This is a genomic window from Xenorhabdus miraniensis (assembly GCF_002632615.1).
Genome location: NZ_NITZ01000002.1, coordinates 139,751 through 162,203, shown reverse-complemented (window position 1 = coordinate 162,203; position 22,453 = coordinate 139,751). Strand labels below are relative to the sequence as shown.

At 45.0% G+C, this 22,453-nt stretch carries 20 protein-coding genes; 6 read left to right on the top strand and 14 right to left on the bottom strand.

What is annotated here, in order from left to right; all coding sequences use genetic code 11:
* Positions 1–459 precede the first annotated feature (459 nt).
* From glnA to Xmir_RS02675, 4 genes are all read left to right on the top strand, one after another.
* Positions 460–1,869 (top strand): glutamate--ammonia ligase, encoded by a 1,410-nt coding sequence (glnA, locus tag Xmir_RS02690; protein WP_099112913.1) that lies wholly within the window; start codon positions 460–462, stop codon positions 1,867–1,869.
* Between the two features lie 158 nt (positions 1,870–2,027).
* On the top strand, positions 2,028–3,077 hold the full coding sequence (gene glnL, locus Xmir_RS02685; RefSeq protein ID WP_099112912.1) for a nitrogen regulation protein NR(II): 1,050 nt from the start codon (positions 2,028–2,030) through the stop codon (positions 3,075–3,077).
* 24 nt (positions 3,078–3,101) lie between these two features.
* Positions 3,102–4,532 carry a nitrogen regulation protein NR(I) gene (gene glnG / locus Xmir_RS02680; protein WP_099112911.1) on the top strand — a complete coding sequence of 477 codons (1,431 nt, stop codon included), beginning with the start codon at positions 3,102–3,104 and terminating at the stop codon, positions 4,530–4,532.
* 291 nt (positions 4,533–4,823) lie between these two features.
* Positions 4,824–5,435, top strand: coding sequence for a hypothetical protein (locus Xmir_RS02675; RefSeq protein ID WP_099112910.1), 612 nt, complete (start codon positions 4,824–4,826; stop codon positions 5,433–5,435).
* Between the two features lie 267 nt (positions 5,436–5,702).
* Here the strand turns inward: Xmir_RS02675 and hemN are convergent, their stop codons facing one another.
* Entirely contained in the window at positions 5,703–7,076 is a 1,374-nt protein-coding gene (gene hemN / locus Xmir_RS02670; RefSeq protein WP_099112909.1) for an oxygen-independent coproporphyrinogen III oxidase, read from the bottom strand.
* 218 nt (positions 7,077–7,294) lie between these two features.
* Positions 7,295–7,816 carry a Der GTPase-activating protein YihI gene (gene yihI, locus Xmir_RS02660; RefSeq protein ID WP_099112908.1) on the bottom strand — a complete coding sequence of 174 codons (522 nt, stop codon included), beginning with the start codon at positions 7,814–7,816 and terminating at the stop codon, positions 7,295–7,297.
* Between the two features lie 148 nt (positions 7,817–7,964).
* Between yihI and Xmir_RS02655 the strand changes: the two genes are divergently transcribed.
* Entirely contained in the window at positions 7,965–9,434 is a 1,470-nt protein-coding gene (locus Xmir_RS02655) for a glycosyltransferase family 39 protein (protein ID WP_099112907.1), read from the top strand.
* Between the two features lie 229 nt (positions 9,435–9,663).
* On the opposite strand, the gene Xmir_RS02650 is transcribed toward Xmir_RS02655, so the two are convergent.
* Entirely contained in the window at positions 9,664–11,001 is a 1,338-nt protein-coding gene (locus Xmir_RS02650) for an NCS2 family permease (RefSeq protein WP_099112906.1), read from the bottom strand.
* 270 nt (positions 11,002–11,271) lie between these two features.
* A complete protein-coding gene (locus Xmir_RS02645; protein WP_099112905.1) occupies positions 11,272–11,847 on the bottom strand; it encodes a TetR/AcrR family transcriptional regulator in 576 nt (191 codons plus the stop codon).
* Positions 11,848–11,947: 100 nt separating this feature from the next.
* Between Xmir_RS02645 and Xmir_RS02640 the strand changes: the two genes are divergently transcribed.
* The gene (locus Xmir_RS02640; RefSeq protein WP_099112904.1) at positions 11,948–13,429 is read left to right on the top strand and encodes an MFS transporter; all 1,482 of its coding nucleotides are present in this window, start codon (positions 11,948–11,950) and stop codon (positions 13,427–13,429) included.
* Positions 13,430–13,719: 290 nt separating this feature from the next.
* On the opposite strand, the gene Xmir_RS02635 is transcribed toward Xmir_RS02640, so the two are convergent.
* From Xmir_RS02635 to pstC, 10 genes are all read right to left on the bottom strand, one after another.
* Positions 13,720–14,394, bottom strand: a complete 675-nt coding sequence (locus Xmir_RS02635; protein ID WP_099112903.1) for a hypothetical protein — start codon at positions 14,392–14,394, stop codon at positions 13,720–13,722.
* Positions 14,395–14,439: 45 nt separating this feature from the next.
* Positions 14,440–15,465 carry an Ssp4 family T6SS effector gene (ssp4, locus tag Xmir_RS02630; RefSeq protein ID WP_099112902.1) on the bottom strand — a complete coding sequence of 342 codons (1,026 nt, stop codon included), beginning with the start codon at positions 15,463–15,465 and terminating at the stop codon, positions 14,440–14,442.
* A 54-nt stretch (positions 15,466–15,519) separates the two neighbouring features.
* On the bottom strand, positions 15,520–15,999 hold the full coding sequence (locus Xmir_RS02625) for an Hcp family type VI secretion system effector (protein WP_099112901.1): 480 nt from the start codon (positions 15,997–15,999) through the stop codon (positions 15,520–15,522).
* Positions 16,000–16,257: 258 nt separating this feature from the next.
* Complete coding sequence (locus tag Xmir_RS02620) at positions 16,258–16,995, bottom strand: amino acid ABC transporter permease (protein WP_099112900.1); 738 nt, start codon at positions 16,993–16,995, stop codon at positions 16,258–16,260.
* 1 nt (position 16,996) lies between these two features.
* Positions 16,997–17,749 (bottom strand): amino acid ABC transporter permease, encoded by a 753-nt coding sequence (locus tag Xmir_RS02615; RefSeq protein WP_099113075.1) that lies wholly within the window; start codon positions 17,747–17,749, stop codon positions 16,997–16,999.
* An 82-nt stretch (positions 17,750–17,831) separates the two neighbouring features.
* Entirely contained in the window at positions 17,832–18,692 is an 861-nt protein-coding gene (locus Xmir_RS02610; RefSeq protein WP_099112899.1) for an ABC transporter substrate-binding protein, read from the bottom strand.
* A gap of 158 nt (positions 18,693–18,850) precedes the next feature.
* Complete coding sequence (gene phoU, locus Xmir_RS02605; RefSeq protein WP_047964062.1) at positions 18,851–19,567, bottom strand: phosphate signaling complex protein PhoU; 717 nt, start codon at positions 19,565–19,567, stop codon at positions 18,851–18,853.
* A gap of 43 nt (positions 19,568–19,610) precedes the next feature.
* Complete coding sequence (gene pstB / locus Xmir_RS02600) at positions 19,611–20,432, bottom strand: phosphate ABC transporter ATP-binding protein PstB (RefSeq protein WP_167385926.1); 822 nt, start codon at positions 20,430–20,432, stop codon at positions 19,611–19,613.
* Positions 20,433–20,459: 27 nt separating this feature from the next.
* On the bottom strand, positions 20,460–21,311 hold the full coding sequence (gene pstA / locus Xmir_RS02595) for a phosphate ABC transporter permease PstA (protein WP_099113073.1): 852 nt from the start codon (positions 21,309–21,311) through the stop codon (positions 20,460–20,462).
* Positions 21,312–21,390: 79 nt separating this feature from the next.
* Positions 21,391–22,359 (bottom strand): phosphate ABC transporter permease PstC, encoded by a 969-nt coding sequence (pstC, locus tag Xmir_RS02590; protein WP_099113072.1) that lies wholly within the window; start codon positions 22,357–22,359, stop codon positions 21,391–21,393.
* Positions 22,360–22,453 lie beyond the last annotated feature (94 nt).

Sequence of the window (22,453 nt, the reverse complement as noted above, 5' to 3'; positions counted from 1 at the left end):
CAGGTATATAAAGCACTGAACGCTCGTAGCTTCGGTGCTTTTTCTTTTTTGGTAATACTTCAGCTTCTCCGGCTATTACTGATATTTCTTTTCTTCTCAGATCATATACGATCAGAACTCCCCATAATTACTGTATGACGCCGGATGGGAAACGGCCTCTTAGGGTGATTTCGTTCCTGAGCTATTGCCTTTTTAATTGCGCCTGCTGCAATACCTGACATTCACCATTATGGTGCACCCTCGTGCTTGCTTATCCCTAATTTAGTGCAATTATATCTAAAAAGTGCTGTTTATTTGTTCACATTTCACCACCAAAAAATTTATTCATTGATATTAAGCACTTTTGAAAAGTTGGCACACTTTTCGCATTCTTTTTTTGCAATAGAAATTGAAATTGCAAGATAAAACTGCATTCCTTGCATCGTTTTATCCAGCCGACGTAAACCAGGAGAGCTTAGTATGTCCGTTGAACATGTTTTGTCCATGATTGAAGAACATCAGGTGAAATTTATTGACTTACGTTTTACTGATACTAAAGGTAAAGAGCAACATATCACCATTCCTGCCCACCAAGTTGATGAGGATTTCTTTGAAGATGGCAAAATGTTTGATGGTTCATCTATCGGTGGCTGGAAAGGCATCAATGAATCCGACATGGTGTTAATGCCGGATCCAAGCACTGCAATGCTTGACCCATTCTTTAATGATGCCACCCTCATTCTGCGCTGCGATATTCTGGAACCCGGCACCATGCAAGGTTATGACCGCGACCCTCGCTCTATTGCAAAACGCGCGGAAGATTTCTTACGAGCAAGCGATATTGCAGATACGGTGCTATTTGGGCCAGAACCCGAATTTTTCCTGTTCGATGATATCCGTTTTGGTAGTTCCATCTCTGGTTCTTATTACCATATTGATGATACCGAAGCAGCATGGAACAGCGGTACACGTTATGAAGCCGGTAACAAAGGCCATCGTCCCGGCATTAAAGGGGGCTATTTCCCTGTTCCACCAGTCGATTCTTCCCAAGATCTGCGTTCAGCTATGTGTCTGACAATGGAAAAAATGGGGCTGGTGGTTGAAGCTCACCACCATGAAGTTGCGACTGCCGGACAAAACGAAGTTGCCACCCGCTTTAATACGATGACCAAAAAAGCGGATGAGACTCAGATTTATAAGTATGTGGTGCATAATGTGGCCCATAAATTTGGCAAGACCGCAACATTTATGCCAAAACCGCTGGTGGGAGATAACGGCTCTGGTATGCACTGCCATATGTCGCTGTCCAAAAATGGCACCAATCTGTTTGCTGGTGACAAATACGGTGGTTTGTCCGAGATGGCCCTGTACTATATCGGCGGTATCATCAAACATGCCCGCGCATTGAATGCCTTTACCAACCCGACAACCAACTCGTACAAGCGTCTGGTGCCTGGTTTTGAAGCCCCGGTCATGCTGGCTTATTCTGCCCGCAACCGTTCTGCTTCTATCCGTATTCCGGTTGTGTCCAGTACTAAAGCCCGCCGTATTGAAGTGCGTTTCCCTGATCCTGCGGCTAACCCTTATCTGGCTTTCTCTGCCCTGTTGATGGCGGGTCTGGACGGTATCATCAACAAAATTCATCCGGGCGATGCGATGGATAAGAACTTGTATGACCTGCCAGCAGAAGAAGCGCAGGAGATCCCAACTGTAGCCTCTTCTCTGGAAGAAGCTCTGGCTGCTCTGGATGCAGACCGCGAATTCCTGACGCGTGCCGGTGTTTTCACTGATGATTCAATTGATGCTTATATCAACTTATTGAATGGTGAAATTGAACGCGTTCGCATGACTCCACATCCTCTGGAGTTTGAACTGTATTACAGCGTGTAATGCTTTATAGCGTGCTTGATGGCATTGCTGTTGTTCCTTTTTTGTTGCCGTGAAACTTTTGGCCCATCTTAGGATGGGCCCTTTTACATACTGAGCAAAGGAACTCATTGAGTTATGCTGAAATAAGCTACAATGCACCAAAAACGTGCAGAGATTGAATGACGATGGCTGATTTACCCAAAGCAGAGCAAATTCTCGACTCACTGATAAACAGCGTATTGGTGCTGGATAATGATTTGATTATCCACTATGCCAATCATTCCGCTATGCAGCTTTTGGCACAAAGTACACGTAAATTATTTGGTACGCCTCTTCCCATTCTGTTTGGCTATATTTCTCTGGATACAGGATTGATGCGTGCCAGCTTGATCAACGGACATGGTTTTACCGATAACGAAGTCATTCTGGTGATCAACAATCACTCTCATGTGATGTCGCTCAGTGCCCAACCAATTTCCGAACAGTTTATCCTGCTGGAACTGGCGCCTATGGATAGTCAACGCCGTTTAAGCCAAGAGCAGATTCAACAAGCACAGCAGGCGGCTGCGCGGGAATTGGTTCGGGGGCTGGCACATGAAATAAAAAATCCCCTTGGAGGACTGCGGGGAGCCGCACAATTACTTGCCAAGGCGTTACCCGATCCTGCCTTGCGGGAATATACCCAAGTGATTATTGAACAAGCCGACAGGCTACGCGGCCTTGTTGATCGCTTATTGGGGCCACAGCATCCGGGTGCTCAAACCAGTCAGAGTATCCATCATGTCGTCGAGCGCGTTTATCAATTGGTTGCGCTGGAAATGCCCTCCAATGTCACGCTGAACAAAGATTATGATCCCAGTCTGCCAGAACTGGCTCACTATCCTGACCAAATTGAGCAGGTGTTACTGAATATCACTCGCAATGCGCTACAGGCACTGGGGGAAAAAGGGGGCACTATCACACTGAGAACGCGAACCGCATTCCAGGTTACCTTGCAGGGTGAGCGTTACCGTCTGGCTGCCAGAATTGATATTAAAGATGACGGACCTGGCGTTCCGCCCAATATTCAGGATACGCTGTTTTACCCTATGGTCAGCGGGCATAAAGGCGGCACTGGACTTGGGCTGTCCATCGCCCGTAATCTTATCGACCAACATGCTGGCAAAATCGAATTCACCAGTTGGCCGGGGCATACGGAATTTTCCATTTACCTGCCTATCAAGAAATAACCGCTCAAAAAGCAGAGGGTAACAATGCAACGAGGAAAAGTCTGGGTTGTTGATGACGATAGTTCTATCCGTTGGGTACTGGAACGGGCGCTGAGTGGCGCGGGGATGGCGTGCACCAGTTTTGAAAATGCCGATACTGTGCTGGCTGCACTTTCACAGGATTGTCCTGAAGTACTTCTGTCAGATATCCGCATGCCCGGTTTCGACGGGCTGAGCCTGCTTAGTCAGATAAAACAGAGCCATCCACAGCTTCCGGTCATCATCATGACCGCCCATTCTGATCTGGATGCCGCCGTCAGTGCCTATCAACATGGTGCGTTCGATTATCTGCCAAAACCCTTCGATATTGATGAAACCGTCGCGCTGGTTGAGCGGGCGCTGAATCACTATCGCGAACAACATCAATCCTCCGCCAACCCGCAAGTGGCGGCATCCGTTTCAGATATAATCGGAGAAGCCCCCTCTATGCAGGAGGTATACCGGATTATCGGCCGGCTTTCCCGCTCTTCCATCAGTGTATTAATCAATGGGGAGTCCGGCACAGGAAAAGAGCTGGTTGCCCATGCCCTGCACCGCCACAGCCCACGTGCTTCTGCGCCGTTTATTGCCCTGAATATGGCGGCGATCCCGAAAGATTTGATTGAATCTGAATTGTTTGGTCATGAAAAAGGCGCTTTTACAGGCGCTAATCAAGTGCGTCACGGGCGTTTTGAACAAGCTAATGGCGGTTCGCTGTTTTTGGATGAAATCGGTGATATGCCACTGGATATCCAAACCCGTTTATTGCGCGTTTTGGCTGAGGGGCAATTCTATCGGGTCGGCGGTTATGCGCCCGTGAAGGTTGATGTTCGTATTATTGCGGCGACTCACCAGAATCTCGAACAACGTGTTGCGGAAGGTAAGTTTCGGGAAGATCTCTACCATCGGCTGAATGTTATCCGTGTTCAGTTGCCACCCTTGCGGGACAGAGTGGAAGATATTCCTCGCCTGGCCCACCATTTCCTGCAACAAACCGCGATAGAACTGGGTGTTGAAGCTAAGGTACTGCATCCTAATACTGAGCTTGCTTTGATGCGCCTGCCGTGGTCAGGAAATGTGCGTCAGTTGGAAAACGTCTGCCGCTGGCTGACCGTCATGGCTGCCAGTAAGGAAGTGTTGGTACAGGATTTGCCTGCTGATCTGATTGGAAATCAAACTACAGAACAAACAGGAAATACGCCTGTTTCTCACTCTGCCGCACCTGAAAATTGGTCACATTTGTTAGCCGCATGGGCGCAACATGCGCTAAAAGAGGGAAAAACCGATCTTCTTTCCGATGCTCTGCCATTGCTGGAACGCACTTTGCTTAATTGCGCGCTGGAATATACAAATGGCCATAAACAGGAAGCCGCCCGTTTACTGGGTTGGGGAAGGAATACAATAACGCGGAAATTGAAGGAGTTGGGGTTGGAATAGTATTGTGGATGCTATATTGGCATGGATTCTGTCTATACTAAAGAAAGATAAATGCCAATATTGCCGCTTCCCCCTTTCCTAATTGCTCACATTCCTCAGATATAAGATGAATATTATTTCACAGATTAAGGTAAGGATAACTATGATTACTGCTTATCAGATAAAGTATCAATATAAAAACAATTAAGATAACAACCTACATATCTAAATTACCTCTTTATTTTAATAAACAATGTAAAATATAAATAATTTGAAGATGAGAATAAAATTAATTATATTCAATAAGTAAAAATGAAAGAGGGTTATACTTTGATCCACAAAACATACAAGTGGAATGAACAGTTCTATTGCAATAGAACTTATATTCATCCTGAAACAAAAGAATCATTCGATCTTTCCCATATGGCACCTAAGACAATAAAAATTAAATATGAATACAACGATGGCCTAAAGAAAAAAATAAAAGGAGAAGTATATGCAAGAGTTATATTTAGTCATCATTGTTACACTAAAGCCATACAACACAATGAAAATAAAACCATTTTAATAACGGAATATGAGAATGGGGTAACCAAAGAACATCGTGCTTTTGATCAATTGAGATACAAATATACCTTCATTCTATTAGAGGTTATCGTAAACATATCATATAAAATATGTAGAGAAAGCAGATTAAAAGGAAAGCTAATCAGGTTAGAAGAAAAGGATAAGAATAATCCACATAGAGGGATCTATATCATCATGAAGCTCAAGGTAAAAAAAGAAAATTTATTCCTACATATTGAAACAGCACACTATAGAAATAATGAGCCTTTTAATATTCAGTTAAAAAAGGAATCACGAAGATTTATGTTGATATTAGGAGATATGCTAAAAAATGACTGGAATTATTTGATAAGCTAATAGATATGTTAAAGCCCGGATATTCGCCGGGCTTTAACATAACTTACTAATATAATCTACTGCGCCTCTTCGCAAATCGTTTTGCTATCCCAAGTGACTGTCAGGTTGAAAGCTAACCTCGTCGAGAGACCAATTAACATTGGCGGCATATCAGCACCACTTCAGTAACAGATTACATTACTGTTAGCAGTCGCAGCTCACGCTGAATACGATCTAATTCTAGTACAAAATAGCAACATGTTCAACCCCATCACTAGGCACTGATATTCATATCACCCGCGAAAACTGCCGCTGGCGCATCTGGTTACGCAGGTAGCTATCAAAACACATGCAAATATTACGGATCAGTAAGCGCCCTTTTGGGGATACCTGAATCTGCGATTCCGTCACTTTAACTAGCCCATCTTCCGCCAATGGGGCTAACAATTGCAGGTCTTCGGCAAAATAATCAGCGAAATTCAGCCCATAATTTTGCTCGATCTCCGCAAAGTTCAGCCGGAAATTACAAATCAGCGCCTTGATCACATCACGGCGAATACAATCATCCGGCGTCAGTATCAAACCACGCCATAAGGCATGCTCTTGTGATTCGACTGCTGCATAGTAGGTTTTCAGATCTTTCTGGTTCTGGGCATAGCTGTCTCCTAACATACTGATGGCCGAGACGCCCATGCCAAGTAAATCGCATTCTCCCTGCGTGGTGTACCCCTGAAAATTACGGTGTAAAACACCTTTTCGCTGGGCAATCGCCAATTCATCATCGGGGCGGGCAAAGTGATCCATGCCAATAAATTGATACCCGTTATTTGTCAGGGTTGAAATCGTTTCCTGCAAAATATCCAGCTTTTGAGTCGCTGTCGGTAAGTCCTGATCCTTGATCTTACGCTGCGCCGCAAATAAATTTGGTAAGTGTGCATAGTTGAATACACTCAGGCGATCAGGCGACAACGCCAACACGCGCTGCAATGTGAAAGCAAAGCTCTCTGGAATTTGCTTCGGCAAGCCGTAAATCAAATCAATGCTGGTGGATGTGAAACCGATTTCACGGGCTCGGCTGACCAGTTCAAAAATAAATTCTTCATCCTGCTCGCGATTCACCAAACGCTGTACGTCTTTATTAAAATCCTGCACCCCCATGCTAAGGCGGTTAAAACCTTCATGGCGCAGATGGTCAATCACATCAAGCTCAATTTCTCGCGGATCAATTTCAATGGAAAGCTCAGCATCGGGCAGAAAATGGAAATGGCTACGCAATATCGACATCAATCGGCTGATCTGCGCCTTATCCAGATAAGTCGGCGTACCTCCGCCCCAGTGCATCTGGCTGACTTTCCGCCGGGAAAATAATTCAGCCCGTGACGCAATCTCTTTTTCCAGCACATTCAGATATTCATCCGCTTTGTGCTTTTGGCGAGTGACCAGCTTATTGCAGCCGCAGAAATAACACAGCTTATGGCAGAACGGGATATGAATATAGAGGGAAAGCGGTCGATTGGGATAACGGGCAGCAGCCTGAAAAAAAGCAGAATCATCGTACTGCTGGTTAAACTCCAGGGCTGTTGGATATGAAGTATAACGAGGCCCTGAATAGTTGTATTTTTGGATCAAAGGCAGATCCCAAACAATGGCTTGCTCTGACATGCTTATTCCTTCCGCTGTTTTCGCCCATCAAAGCACAACTTTTTCATGGAGTTGAAATGTCGGGCCATGATGATATTGCGCAACCGACGTTTACGTCGCGATAGCTGCCATAGTTTACCCAATAACCACAATAAATAACATACTAATACTGTGGTTATTAATACTGTGGTTATCAGAATAAACCCGCCTTTTACGATCTCAATCAATTGATGGAGGGATTATTTACCCTTCAACAACTGCATGATATCTTCCTGCCGTTCCTCTTCGCTGTCGTCTTTCTCCAGATTGATACCCAGTTCTTCCATTAACGTATCAATGCGGTCGAGCTTGTTGTCAATATAGGCATTGTCTTCCTGAGACAGTTTTTCACCCTGCTCAAGACGTGCCAACAAGTCATCCAAACGCTCATCATTTTCCAACATTTCCAGCTCTTCTTGCGGTGACAGGCGTGGCTTCTGTTTCTCCACAACCGGTTTAACTGCGGGTTTCACCGTGGTTGTTTTTTCACCGACGGTCAGAGGGACGGGAACTTTACTGCCGATACGCGGATCTTTTTCCTGCTTACCGCCTGAACGTTTTTTATCTCTGTCATTACCGTTACTCCGGCTGCCAGTAGGGTTACCGCGACGCTTTTTCTCGCGTTTACGTTCACGCCCTTCAACATTCAGCTCTGCACGGCTTTTCTTTTTTTGCTTGCCAGCGGAAGGTTTCGCTGGTGATTTTTTCTTTAACGGGCTCATAGCTTGTGACTCAACTCGCTTTTATCAAGATATTTTCGGCGGAATCTAACAGAAACTACCTATAACATCCAATGTCATTCACTTATCGTTTAAAGTTCAGCTAATATTCTAAGAAGTTTTAACTCAAATATTATGGTCATTAATCACCATGCGTTTTTTTGATACTTCTTCTTACCGCATGCCATTGTATCTTTGGGTCACTGGTTATGCTGTTTTATGGGTAATCGTAACTTATACTCTCGATCCCACCGTTCCTTATGACGCTGTAGAAGCATTAAACTGGGGTATAAATGGGGAATGGGGTTCTCCAAAAAACCCGTGGCTAGTCGGTGCCATAATGCTCCCGACTATCCATATCGGCAATATCTCTCTCAGCTTTTATTGGTATTTCACCCACTTTGTTGCCATTGCCATTGGTATGCTTGGTGTCTGGCAGCTTGCTTTTCGGCTAACAGGCAAAATTGTACTGGCATGGCTTGCCATGTTAACGCTGAACCTGTCAGGCATCATCAATTTCGATATCATTCCTTACAATGATAATTATCTTTTGGTCATGCTCTGGCCGTGGTCGCTGCTGTTTTTCCTGCGCGCGATTGACGATCATCCCAAATGGTGGCTGGCATTTGCGCTCACCACCGGGCTGGCAACGATGGGGAAATATTCTTCACTTGCCATCGTCGGTTCTGTCTTTTTGCTCTCCCTGTTCATACCCAAAGTGCGCCGCAACTATCGGGAACCGCTGTTTTATCTCGCCCTTGTGCTGTGGTTCGCGCTGGTGTTACCGAACGTCTGGTGGCTGCTGCATAACGACTTTGCCGCATTTAAATGGGTAGATTCCCAAATTCAGAAAGGATTCAATCTACATACCACTCGCGCAATGTTCTCTGTGTTCTATCCATTGATCATTGTCAGTGTGATTATTTACCTGTTGGGTGGCCGGATTGGCTGGCCCAAACAGCAGTCTAATGCGCTGGTCAATATCGTTATCCTGCTGCCTTTGCTGATTATTTATGGCTGGTTCTCTTTCAATCAGGGCGGACGCATGACTGAGTGGGTGCAGCCTTTTATGGTTGTTGCCCCCGCCTTGTTGGTGGGATCAATAACGGTATATCCCCGCAAATCTCTGCAAGGTACGTTACGGGGATTGGCCGTGTTTGGTGTGTTAGTTTTGATTGGCTATACCAGCGTAATGATGGCAAATGTCCGTAATGCTGGGCAAAAATTTGTGGGGATAAAAACGTTTACCAGCCAACTTGATCAACGTTGGAATGAACTGTACCCAACACCTTTGCGCTATGTTGGCGGAGAATATCTGCATGAGTGGCTGACGTTCTATAGTCACTACCACCCAAAAACGATACAGCCTTGGGAATTAAATAAGGGTGCTCCGCCAAATATCTATAACCGCCATATCAAAGAGAACGATATCGTAGAACAGGGGGCATTATTGGTAGGAGAACGAGGCAAGAGTTGTGAAGAAGAAGATTTCCAACATACTCTTAAGGAATGGCCTGCCTTGACGATTAGCCATAAAGAAGAGTTCTCTTTTCAGGCCCAGCCCAGCGCTGAAACACAAACGGTCTGTATTGGTTTTGTCGCACCGAAAAATATTCAATAACCCTCCAACAAAAACAGCCTGACACCTGGTGGTAATGGCGGTAACGGTGCATCTGGCGGTGGTAATGGTGGCAGTGGCGGTAATGGTGGCAGAGGAGCCGACGGATAATGGATGAGAAGGCGGTAAAGGCGGCTCAAACGGTGGGCATGATGGACACCGTGGTAAGGATGGATAATTGTATTTTAAATAGAAATCCCGTATTCATGACGGGATTTCATCTCAATCGTGTTTAGTGCGCATCCACAAACACCATTTTCAAGACAAACAGTAGCGTCACAACAATGACGCACGGGCTAATCTCACGCCATTTACCCGTTCCCAACTTCATGGCGCAGTAAGCGATAAAACCCAATGCGATGCCTTCAGTAATAGAGAAACTAAATGGCATCATCACGGCGGTAATAAATGCAGGTACGGATTCAGTCAGATCATTCCATTTAACCCGTGTCAGGCTGGAAATCATCAAAACACCGACATAAACCAATGCTCCTGCTGTGGCATAGGCAGGCACCATACTCGCTAATGGAGAAATAAACATCACCAGCAGGAATAAGATACCGACGATAATCGCTGTCAGGCCGGTACGACCACCAACAGAAACCCCAGAAGAACTTTCAATATAGGCAGTCACCGAGGAAGTTCCAATGTAAGAACCCGCTACCGAACTGATACTGTCCACATATAAGGCTTGTTTCATGCGCGGGAATTTGCCGCTGCTGTCCGCAATGCCTGCTTTATCCGTCACACCAATCAATGTGCCGGAAGAGTCAAACAGGTTAACCAGCATAAACGAGAAGATAACGCCCGCTAAAGCGATATCTAAAGCCCCTTTCACATCGACGTTACCCACCACGCTCATCACACTGGGTGGCAGGTCAAAAATTCCATGATATTCGACACGCCCCATCATAAAGCCGATGCCGGTTGTCACGACAATAGAAACCAACACCGCGGCATGAAAATTACGTGCCGCTAAAATGGCGATGATGAAAAAGCCCAATGTCCCCAACAGAACGTTATGGGAAGCAAAATTGCCAATGGAAACGATCGTGTCGGGGTTTGGCACGATGATGCCCGCATTTTTCAGCCCCATCATCGCAATAAAAAGGCCAATCCCACTGGTAATTCCCACTCGCAGGCTTAACGGAATATTGGCGATCATCCAGTAACGCACACGGAAGATAGTTAAAATCAACAATCCCACTGCGCCCCAGAAAACCGCGCCCATTGCAACCTGCCATGAAATCCCCATCGCGCCAACCACGACAAAGGCAAAAAACGCATTCAGCCCCATCGCGGGAGCAACAGCAACGGGTAAGTTTGCCATCAACCCCATCATAATGCTGCCAACTGCGGCAATTAAGCAGGTAGTGACGAATACCGCCTTAATATCCATCCCCGCCACGGCCAAAATTTGTGGGTTCACAAAGACGATATAAACCATGGTCAAGAAAGTCGTCAGCCCGGCGATCATTTCAGTACGAACGGTCGTGCCATGTTCCTCTAATTTAAACACTCGCTGAAGCAAGCCCTGACGATTCGCAGAGCCAGAAGTTATTGTGCTCATGTAATGTTGTTTCCCAAAAAAACGAAGTTTTCGACTTATCCTACAGGAAACACATATAAATCGTTACCCTGAAACGAGGAAAAAAGAAAACGTTTGCGGTATGACTAATCAATAAGTTAAGTAACATTATGATTCTTGAGGAGATTCATTGAATGGCGATATTTTATTCGTTATGATTTCTCTTTAACTTCTCCCAAAAGAAAACAATACAACGCGTTAGAGCCTACCCAAGTAGGCCCTTATGTATTTAAAGTTTGATGAAACAGATTCTTAATCTTTGTCAGATACTGAGTTTTCAGAAGAAACTTTGGATGGCAGGGAAGCAAGAATATCATTGAAGATATCTTTCCATTCATCTTCTCCGATATCCATTAAGCCAAAGAAACGTAGGACAAAAGCGCCCTCTGTCGCTAAAAAGGCTAAACGTGCCTGACGGCCTTCTTCAGTTGTCGTATCCAGACCCGCAAGGCGTTCGCGATACCAAATTTGGGTTGATTTGAGATGCTCAGGCGTTTGTTGTAACGCTGCCAGTAATCCGGCGGCCTTTGCCGTCGAAGCTTCATCAGATCGCATAGTCGCCCCAACGTGTGCATGCACTGCGGTTAACGGTTGGGGATGATCGCCTGCCATTTCATGGAATTGTTCATCATAACTCGCTCCCCAACGCTCAAACATCGCATCAATAAGATTATCCTTTGTACTAAAACTGTATTGCACCCCACCTTTGGTAATACCGACGGCCTTTGCCAGTGCATCAATGGTAAGAGCCGCAGCACCGTGTGTTGTAACAATTTGCTCTGCTGCATCCAACAAAGCTTCTCGATCAATTTTCTTGCGTCGTCCCATTCCTCCCCCTTTTAATTAAATACGTATGTATTTATAATAACCGACAACAATTTCGTCAAGGTCTGGCAAGTTATTGTCCTCGAACCACGTTGGTGAGTTTATGAGATCAAATATTCGCTGGCTCGTGCTAGCCATCATTTCCAGTGCGCTTTTCCTCGTTGTTATTGATATGACCGTTCTCTATACGGCCTTACCACGGCTGACACATGATTTACGTGCTTCTGCCTCTGAGAAGTTGTGGATCATGAATGCCTATACCTTAACGATTGCTGGCCTGCTTCCTGCGATGGGAGCATTGAGTGATCGTTTTGGAGCTAAAAAACTCTTTACCAGCGGGTTAGCGATTTTCGGCCTCTCATCGCTGATGGCCGCATTTTCCCCTAATCCAGATACACTGATTGCAGCCCGTGTCGTGCTTGCCTTTGGCGCTGCCATGATGATGCCAGCAACACTCGCGATAGTCCGCCAGGCATTTGAAGATCCCAACGAACGGGCACTTGCCATCGGCATTTGGTCTGCCGTCGCTTCCGGTGGCGCGGCACTTGGCCCTGTCATCGGCGGGTTGCTGCTCGAATATTATTGGTGGGGATCAGTCTTCCTTATCAATGTTCCGATCGTTCTCATCGCACTTGTTTTCGCTCTGGTTGTCATTGCAAAAAGCCGGAGCAATCCAGAACATAATTTCGACTTGCTTGCTTCCGTGCAAATCATGATCGGCTTAGTTAGCATTACCTATGCCATCAAGGAAATCAGTAAACCAGCCCCGTCACTGGCAACTGCGTTAGCCGTCGGCGTTCTCGGGCTTATTTTTACTACTATTTTTATTCGCCGGCAGCTAAATTCATCCACCCCCATGATCGACTTCAAGCTTTTTAACAACCGTGCTTTTACTGCGGGCGTCATCGCAGCCTTTGTTTCTACGGCGGCATTGGTTGGTACGGAGCTTGCTGTCAGCCAACGTTTTCAACTCGCTATGGGATTTTCTCCCCTGCAAGCTGGGCTATTTATTTTACCTATTCCTATCGCTTCTTTTATTGCCGGCCCCTTGGCAGGGTTTGCTATACCCAAATGGGGTTCCGGGCGAATCATGTGGCTTTCTCTCGCCTTCGCCGGGCTGGGTTCCTTTGGCTATATCGTCAGTTTACAATCTGGTATGTTCGTGCAAATTGTTGCATTTAGCATGATTGGATTTGGTACCGGCGCCGCAATGACAGCCGCTTCTACCTCCATCATGCTCAATGCGCCAGAAAACAACGCTGGCACCGCTGCCTCTATTGAAGAAGTCGCCTACGAATTAGGAAGCTTACTCGGAATTGCTGTTCTCGGCAGCCTGATGGTGGCAGTTTATTCTGCATCGTTCACCCTTCCGGCTGATATGGGCCTATCGGATCTCGCACGAAACAGCATTGATGAAGCCCTTATCGCCGCAGAAGGGTTACAAGGAGACGCAGCTTCATCGCTGCTCCATGCAGCAAAACAGGCTTTCAATCACTCATTTCTGTCAGTGCTGATTGCTGCGGGAACATTAATGTTGTTGACTGCTGCGGTAATTGCGATGCCCAGAAGAAATAAACGCCATTAATTAAGTTGGTCAATTAGCAACATAAGAGGTACGTGTAAGAACTCGCATTTAGCCGCTTTTTCGGCTCACAATAACTGCAAGTGAAACTCGTATCTCTGAGCTGGACTATTGGATCAGTCCCCTCCCATATTACTTGTTAGCCGGATGAGGAAAAATAAAAGCCATAAAAAACAATATGATATAAGAAACAAAGCCAGTAATATGCTTTCTTCAGAAGGGCGATTGATTGTTCGTTAATATTTCTGTCATGTTCATCTTCACTTTCTCGTTCCTCCCTATTTTTCCATCGACTACCTTGCTCTTTTTTTATCTCTTATTTTCTTCCGCTTTTCTTGCTTCATCATTCTTGAGTATTCCCTTAACTGTTTTTTATTAAATCCATTTAATTTATTCAATTCATTCTTAAAGAGAAGATGATTAACCCTGATACACATCCTAGTCCATAAGAAACCAGAATAATACTGACCATTAAATATTAACTTTATAAAAAAACAACATAATGCAATGAAAAGAAAATAAAAAACACCAAAATCAGGCATTCCTTTTATAAAGGATAACACTAAACTACAAAAAAATATCACTGAGTTTAAATATCGTTGGATGAAAGGGCCGTAATAATATCCACTTAACGTCAGTCCAATATGAGAAAGTGAAATAATTCCGCTAATCATTAACGATAAGACAAAAGCAATGGATTTTATTTCATGGCTAGGATTATTGACTAACAAACCAGGTATAAATGTCGCCACACCTGAAAAAAAAGCCATGTAGACGATCATAATAAAAAATATTATAAGACCTATCCTAAATCTACCAGGATAATAAAAATATTTTTTATTACTCGATTCATCCAAAGCGATATACTCTAAAGTTGGATCAGAGCTTTTTATTTTCGCTTCCAGAACACTAGCCCTATCCAAGAATTTTCTAAATTCTGTATCTAAAAAGAAATCTTTTATATTCATAAGATAGCCATCACAATCAATATATTCATAGAGTTAATATAATTATTAAAAGTGTTCAGATAAATAACTAGCTGGTTGTTCGTAAGCAATAGAGTGAATCATACCAATAATATATTTACCTGAAGTCAATATATTCTCTGGATTTCTGATTGTTCCTGTCATTCCACTACCTACAAATCCACTTGCTGCAACGAGGGAATCTTTCAAATGGTTCTGCAATGCCTTTTGTATCTGCTCTGTAGGATAACGTTTAATATACTGTCCTTGCGCTATTGCTTTTTTAATAGCTTGATTAGATATTCCTGGATTATTGTGCCGCATAATTTCTTCAGTTAAGCGCTTTTTCTCATGTCTCGGCATATTTTTCAACCATTCCGATGCCTTGCGAGGAGAAGCTGCCCTCATTATCTTATACGTTCTAAATGATTCCCTTAGAGCTGCTACCCCAGAAGCCAAGGATATGGTATCTAATAGAGTTGTAGTTGTAACATACCAACCTTGTGAGTCTAACCAAGCGACATGCTCAATACCTTCCTCTCCTGCACCTGCCAGTTGATAAATTCTGTATCCTCCATTTACACATTGGATGCCAGAAGCTGTTAGACCAGCGTAGGATAAAAATACTAAAGGTGTACTCGTTCCTCCTGAAAATGGGACTGCCACTCCTGATCCCAATAACCCGAGTCCCGATACCAGCGCTCCCCCACACGAAAGCGCGGTCGATCCAATCTCCAACATTAAATTAGGTTCTGAAACTGTTTTTTCCAGTTCTACCTCTGGGGTAGTACCTGCTTCAAGATTAAAGATAATAATATGTGTTAATTCAGAAGAAACTTGGCTTCCGCTTCTCTTTGATGGCCTAACCAAATAACGCTTAAATAATCCATCCGAATAAATAATTCCAGCGCCATAAAAATCACGGTGGCAATCCAATGCGTCAGCAATAGCCTGAAAATTTATATCGGCAGTACCATAATGTATGGAGCCAATCATTCTGGCATGCTGAAAACTCGGCAATTTACTTTCATCAAACTCATTCCTGAGTTGTGATGTAAGACTTTCAAATCGCATTTTAATTACCCCCGTGGTTGTTATTTAATATCTTGCCTCAATGTACTGAAATAATTAATAAACTGTTTCTTCCCAGGCGCAATATCCTGAAGTACCAGCGATATGATGCTGACAAACAATATCTTTATACCTGACTGCAACAACTTCTTCTGGTTGCTGATCATTATGGTTAACAGAGTGCGGATATTGTACATTTAAACTCAATAGTTTCGCATTTCTCAAATTAACTGAGTAAAAACGCTCTTGACCACCTGTTTGTGATGTTCGATAAAACTCAAACATCAGGTCAAGCTCTTCATTATTTGAAATTGCCATCATTAATAACGGAGAGGACTTATCCAGAGGTTTTACAAATTTAACTGGTTGATGGGAAACATTTTGTGAACGAGAAACACCATGATTAAATTGTAATACAAATATTTGATCTTCATGCCCCAACTGAAATTTATTACCTATAGAATCCAGTGTAGAACATCCTTGAGAAATCAGCCCTTGAAGCTTTCCTTTTATTGTCACGTAAATAGAATTAGCCATATTATGTTAATCCTTCGTCATTATTATCTTGCATTGTACCGTGTCGTTATAGCAGAAAATTTAACCCAAAAATACAGATAAAATCCTAAAATCCAAACCAATCACCTAAATAAAAACATATCGTTTCAATAAGAAAAATATCGGCCTAGTAAATAAAATCATCGCGGAATTTTTAGCTTAATATAAAAAAATTCCCTACCGTCTCAGCAGGGAATTAATACAACAGCAAAAATATCTGTCAGGTATCAGATATTAACTTTATGGAACCATACTCAATGTTTTCTTGCGCCAAAATCCAAAGATCGCGGTTTTTTCACGTTTCACCGAGAAACGACGGGCAACGTAATTGGCGATCAACTCCAATGATAAACACATCACAAAATAAACCAGCGCAACAAATAAAAAGACTTCCATCGGATAGACCATGCTGCGGTTATTCACTTGGGCCGCCAGAAATGACAATTCCCCCACACCAACAATATAGGCCAGGGAGGTGTCTTTAATTAATGCAATCCATTGGTTGATAAATGAAGGCACCATCATGCGTAATGCCTGCGGTAAGACGATATGCCACAACACTTCCCAACGAGTTAGCCCCAGTGATAATCCTGCGCGCCATTGGCCTTCACTGATCGCTAAAATACCCGCTTTCACACCATGCGCCAAATAAGCCGAAGTGATCAACGCCAGCGCAAAAACGACCGTGGTAATTTCAGGAATTTCCATTCCCAATACCACGGGCAACAGAAAGTATGTCCAGAAAATCAGCATGATAACGGGAATAGCCCGGAAAAATCCCAATACAGCCGCCAATAGGTTGACCCAAAATCCACGCAGCATCGCCAGGGCAATTCCACCCACAATGCCGAATACGATAGAAATCACACCTGCCATGATGCTGATTGCCAGCGTCAATGCCGCTCCTTCCAGCGGCCCATCGGGAAAAGTGCCCAATAGCAAATAACGCCAGTTTTCAGCAATAACGGTAAAATCCATTTCAATACCCCCTCGCTAATGTTTTCTGCTGACGCCACTGTCCCCAACCTTCCATCACGGCAATGATGGCGATGTAAAGTACGGTTGCGACACCAAATGCCTCAAAGGTTTGCAGGGATTGGGTTTCCACCTGACGGGAAGCGTAGGACAATTCTGCTACACCAATCGCCATGGTTAATGAGGAGTTTTTGACGATATTCATGTATTGCCCCAACAAAGGCGGCATGGCGATTTTCAGCGCCTGTGGCAGTACCACATGCCGCATGGCCTGCCAACCCGTTAGGCCCAACGCATGAGCGGCGTATTTCTGCCCGCGCCCGACGCCCTGAATACCCGCACGCAGTTCCTCTGCCACAAAAGGGGCGGAATAGAGTGTCAGGCCGATAAATCCTGCCAAAAATTCAAAGGATGGCCATTCCAGCGTCAGGCCAAAAATCGTTGTTTCATGGGGCATGTTCAGCCACATCATTACCTCTTGAGGCAAGATCTGACCCGATGCGAAATACCAGAAAAACAGTTGTACCAACAGAGGCGTGTTACGAAATACGGTCGTGTAAACCGTAACCAACCCGCACAATATTTTACAAGACAAAGAATTAATTTGGCTGTCTCGTGCCGCAGCAATCACAAAGCCCAATAAGGTGGAAGAGACAATGGCACAGGCAGAGAGCCATAAGGTGATCAAAAATCCCTGCCAGAGCCATCGTAGATATTCAGGAGCCAGTAAGTGCCCGGTAATAAATTGCTCAAACATATCATTCACCGCATCAATAAGCAGCAAAGCCCCGTTATTACGAGGCTAATTTCAAACGTGCTTTCTGCTATTCCCTAATGAGTTACAGCTTTGCCTGACTTTCCAATGGCGCGAATTTAAAATCACCGCGCGGCTGGGCAGATTTGGTTTCCGGGCCAAACCAACGGTTGTAAATTTTCGCCGCTTCACCCTCGTTTTCCAGCTTCAATAACGTCTGGTTAACGGCATCAATCAGTCGCCTTTCTCCTTTGGAGGCCGCTACCGCCTGATATTCACGAGTAATGCTAAAGGGTGAAATTTCAAAGTCTGCTTTCTGGGCTTCCGGTACGTTTGCCAGCAGGCCAACCAATTTCGCATCATCCTGCGTAATCGCCTGAACATTGCCATTTCTTAAAGCAGCAAAAGCCAGCGGCGTATCGTCATAAGAGATGACTTTTGTCGTTGGGTAACGTTCACGTAAGGTAATTTCCTGCACGGTGCCTTTGTCCGCCCCAATACGCAGCTTGGCGATATCGTCAGGTTGGGTCAGCACACCTTTGCGGGCAATAAATTTCTGGCCAGTCGCAAAATAAGGAATGGAAAAATCGACTTGTTTAGCACGCTCATCAGTCACCGTGAAGTTGGCAGCGATTAAGTCAATTTTCTTGGAAGAAAGCAGAGGAATACGGTTTGCCGGGTTTGTTGGGCGCAGTTCCAGTTTTACCCCTAAATCACTGGCTATGGCATTGGCAATGTCCACATCATAGCCTGCCAGTTTTTTCGTTTGAGGATCGATAAAACCAAATGGCGGGTTACTGTCAAATACCGCAATACGTACCGTACCGACTTTTTTAATGTCATCAAGTTTATCTGCTTTTGCTACACCAGAAACCAGACCAGAAACCAGCGCCAGGCTGGTCAGCAGCGCAGTAACCGCTACGCGAGATTTATTGCGAACCTTCATTGAACACCCCTGTTGATTATTAATTTTTATATGACCAACAAAAGCTATCAATTTAGGTATAGCACCTGAAATAATATAAAATGCTATATTTATAGCCTAAAAGAATATGAGAAAAAGAAAACGCCGATGAAAAATACCAGCGTTTCAGTCAGTTAACATTATTCGTCTTTGGTCAGTAATTTTTCCAGATTATCACCACCCACGTGGCGGAAATCCTGCCCTTTAACGTAATAAAAGATAAATTCACAAATATTCTGGCAACGATCGCCAATACGCTCAATGGAGCGGGCACAGAAAAGGGCAGTCATGACATTCGGGATCGTTCTCGGATCTTCCATCATATAAGTCATTAACTGGCGGACAATGCCTTCGTATTCCTGATCGACTTTTTTATCTTCACGATAGATGCGAATGGCTTCTGCCAAATCCATGCGGGCAAAAGCATCCAGTACATCGTGCAGCATCTGGATAGTATGGCGCCCCAATGATTCCAGGCTAACCAGCAACGATTGCTGCTGATGTGAAAATTTCTCAAGGGCGGTCTGGCAAATTTTATTGGCAACATCCCCAATGCGTTCCAGTTCGGCAATGGTCTTGGAAATGACCATGATAAGGCGCAAATCGCTGGCGGTCGGCTGGCGTTTTGCAATGATGCGGACACACGCTTCATCGATCGCCACTTCCATCATGTTGACCTTCTGATCATCCTCAATCACTTGCCGTGCCAGCGCTTCATCCTGATTGTGCATCGCCAGAATCGCTTTGCTGAGCTGCTCTTCCACCAGCCCGCCCATTGTCATCAATTCGGTACGAATATGTTCCAGTTCAGCGTTAAACTGACCGGATATGTGTTTGCTGAGATTCAGATTGTCCATCTTAGGTTATTCCCCGTTTGCTATTCCCCATTGATATGCCGAATCAGCCATAACGGCCGGTAATATAATCTTCAGTCTGCTTCATCTTTGGTGTGGTGAACAATCTGTCTGTATCGCTGAATTCAATCAGTTCACCGAGGTACATAAATGCCGTGTAATCAGAACAACGCGCCGCCTGCTGCATATTATGAGTGACAATCACGACGGTATATTCCGATTTCAACTCACTAATCAGCTCTTCAATACGTCCGGTAGAGATCGGGTCAAGTGCGGAACAAGGCTCATCCAGCAATAAAACGTCCGGGCGGATAGCAATGCCCCGGGCTATGCACAAGCGTTGCTGCTGACCGCCGGAAAGGCTGTATCCGCTCTGGTGGAGCTTATCTTTGGTTTCATTCCATAAGGCCGCTTTTGTCAGTGCCCATTGGACTCGCTCATCCATTTCAGCCCTTGGCAGCTTTTCAAACAGGCGCACCCCAAAAGCAATATTGTCGTAAATTGACATCGGGAATGGCGTCGGTTTCTGGAATACCATCCCGACTTTGGCGCGCAACAAGGCGATATCTTGCTTATCCATCAGAATATTGGTGCCATCCAGCATGATTTCACCTTCTGCTCGTTGCTCACCATACAGTTCATACATTTTGTTGAAAGTGCGCAGCAATGTGGATTTACCACATCCTGACGGCCCGATGAATGCAGTAACTTTATTCTGTGCAATATCCAACGTGATGTTTTTCAGCGCGTGAAATTTGCCGTAATAGAAGTTCAAATCGCGTACCTGAATTTTGCTTCCTGCGATATTTTTTACTGCAATATTGTTTACTGAAATATTGTTTACTGCAATGTCATTAACCTTATTCATCAGTGCTTCTCGTTACCTATATAAAAATTAGTGCTTCTTATTCGTAAACAGCACACGCGCTGCAATGTTAATCAGCAATACACACAAGGTAATCAGTAATACCCCGGCCCACGCCAGTTGTTGCCAGTCAGAGAATGGACTCATGGCAAACTTAAAGATAGTGACCGGCAGGTTCGCTATTGGCTGGCTGAGATCTGTGCTCCAAAACTGGTTGGAAAGCGAGGTAAATAACAACGGCGCGGTTTCACCAGCGATACGGGCAATGGCTAACAGGACGCCGGTAATAATGCCTGACATTGACGCTTTCAATGTAATGGCAGAAATCATCTTCCATTTCGGTGTTCCCAGTGCATAAGCCGCTTCACGCAGGTTATCCGGCACCAGTTTCAGCATGTTCTCCGTCGTACGGATAACAATAGGGATTTGTAACAGCGCCAATGCAATCACTCCCGCCCAGCCTGAGAAATGTTGCATTTTCGTCACGACCACCGTATAGACAAACAACCCGACAACGATCGAAGGTGCCGAAAGCAGGATGTCATTGATAAAGCGGATTATCTCTGCCAACCATGAACGACGGCCATATTCCGCCAGATAAACCCCCGCCATAATGCCCAATGGCGTGCCGAAGACAGTTGCCCAGAATATCAGCAGGCCACTGCCGACGATGGCATTTGCCAGCCCACCCCCTTCTGTATTGGGCGGTGGCGTCATTTCGGTAAACAACGCCAGCGACATACCATCAATGCCTTTAGTCACGGTAGAGATTAAAATCCAAACCAGCCAGAACAGGCCAAACGCCATCGTCGCCATAGACAGCATCAATGCCATGCGGTTCTTCTGACGACGCCATGACTGCATACGACGGCGGCGCTTCATATCCACTTCATTGACTATACCGGCTTCACGTACTGAGCCAGCCAAATGAGGCTGTTGGTTATTATTGTTGACTGTCATCTCAGCGCCCCTCATTTTTTGCCAGACGCATAATCATCAATTTTGACAATGCCAATACAATAAAGGTGATCACAAACAAGATCAGCCCCAGCTCCATCAAGGCCGCGGTATGCAGGCCAGATTCAGCTTCGGCAAATTCATTTGCCAAGGCGGAAGTAATGCTGTTTCCGGGCATGTAGAGAGACAAACTGTCGAGCTGGTAGGTGTTACCGATAATAAAGGTGACAGCCATAGTTTCCCCCAACGCCCGGCCAAGCCCCAACATAACGCCGCCAATCACCCCGTTCTTGGTATAAGGCAAGACGATGTGCCAAATGACTTCCCATGTTGTACAGCCTATCCCATAGGCTGACTCTTTCATCATCACGGGCGTCTGCTCAAATACATCACGCATGACAGACGCGATATAGGGGATAATCATGATGGCAAGAATGATGCCCGCGGCCAGAATGCCAATACCAAAGGCAGGGCCGGAAAACAGTTCTCCCACGATGGGAATGCTTGATAACACATCACCGACGGGTTGCTGGAAATAGGTGGCAAACAGCGGAGCAAAGACAAACAGCCCCCACATGCCGTAAACGATACTGGGGATCGCTGCCAACAGTTCAATCGCCACGCCCAATGGACGCTTCAACCAATTTGGCGCCAGTTCTGTCAGAAACAGGGCAATGCCAAAGCTCACCGGAACTGCAATAATCAGGGCAATTAATGACGTCATCAATGTGCCATAAATCGGTACCAGTGCACCAAACACCCCAGCGGGTGCATCCCAATCTTTGCTCCACAAAAAAGCAAAACCAAATGTTTGTATACTTGGCCAGGAAGCAATGATCAGCGAAAGGATAATGCCACCGAGCAGAAGTAAGGTCAGCACAGCCGCTAATCTGACCAGCGCACTGAAAATAATGTCGCCATTTTTACTCGGTGCTTTCAATACCGTTTTATATGCCGTTTTACGTTCGGCCATACGCTTCATTCTCATCTAGGCTCATTTTGGGTTATTTCCCCCTCGAAAGGGGGAGGTTTAACAATATTCCTCAATAAAACAGGTTCCTCAGTAA

Coding starts and splice junctions, on each gene's coding strand:
- phoU (WP_047964062.1), bottom strand. CDS start 19,567: ATGGACAATCTGAATCTCAGCAAACACATATCCGGTCAGTTTAACGCT.
- glnG (WP_099112911.1), top strand. CDS start 3,102: ATGCAACGAGGAAAAGTCTGGGTTGTTGATGACGATAGTTCTATCCGT.
- ssp4 (WP_099112902.1), bottom strand. CDS start 15,465: ATGCGATTTGAAAGTCTTACATCACAACTCAGGAATGAGTTTGATGAA.
- Xmir_RS02655 (WP_099112907.1), top strand. CDS start 7,965: ATGCGTTTTTTTGATACTTCTTCTTACCGCATGCCATTGTATCTTTGG.
- hemN (WP_099112909.1), bottom strand. CDS start 7,076: ATGTCAGAGCAAGCCATTGTTTGGGATCTGCCTTTGATCCAAAAATAC.
- pstB (WP_167385926.1), bottom strand. CDS start 20,432: ATGAATAAGGTTAATGACATTGCAGTAAACAATATTTCAGTAAACAAT.
- pstA (WP_099113073.1), bottom strand. CDS start 21,311: ATGAAGCGCCGCCGTCGTATGCAGTCATGGCGTCGTCAGAAGAACCGC.
- Xmir_RS02635 (WP_099112903.1), bottom strand. CDS start 14,394: ATGAATATAAAAGATTTCTTTTTAGATACAGAATTTAGAAAATTCTTG.
- pstC (WP_099113072.1), bottom strand. CDS start 22,359: ATGGCCGAACGTAAAACGGCATATAAAACGGTATTGAAAGCACCGAGT.
- Xmir_RS02610 (WP_099112899.1), bottom strand. CDS start 18,692: ATGAAGGTTCGCAATAAATCTCGCGTAGCGGTTACTGCGCTGCTGACC.
- yihI (WP_099112908.1), bottom strand. CDS start 7,816: ATGAGCCCGTTAAAGAAAAAATCACCAGCGAAACCTTCCGCTGGCAAG.
- glnL (WP_099112912.1), top strand. CDS start 2,028: ATGACGATGGCTGATTTACCCAAAGCAGAGCAAATTCTCGACTCACTG.
- Xmir_RS02640 (WP_099112904.1), top strand. CDS start 11,948: ATGAGATCAAATATTCGCTGGCTCGTGCTAGCCATCATTTCCAGTGCG.
- Xmir_RS02615 (WP_099113075.1), bottom strand. CDS start 17,749: ATGTTTGAGCAATTTATTACCGGGCACTTACTGGCTCCTGAATATCTA.
- glnA (WP_099112913.1), top strand. CDS start 460: ATGTCCGTTGAACATGTTTTGTCCATGATTGAAGAACATCAGGTGAAA.
- Xmir_RS02675 (WP_099112910.1), top strand. CDS start 4,824: ATGAAAGAGGGTTATACTTTGATCCACAAAACATACAAGTGGAATGAA.
- Xmir_RS02650 (WP_099112906.1), bottom strand. CDS start 11,001: ATGAGCACAATAACTTCTGGCTCTGCGAATCGTCAGGGCTTGCTTCAG.
- Xmir_RS02625 (WP_099112901.1), bottom strand. CDS start 15,999: ATGGCTAATTCTATTTACGTGACAATAAAAGGAAAGCTTCAAGGGCTG.
- Xmir_RS02620 (WP_099112900.1), bottom strand. CDS start 16,995: ATGGATTTTACCGTTATTGCTGAAAACTGGCGTTATTTGCTATTGGGC.
- Xmir_RS02645 (WP_099112905.1), bottom strand. CDS start 11,847: ATGGGACGACGCAAGAAAATTGATCGAGAAGCTTTGTTGGATGCAGCA.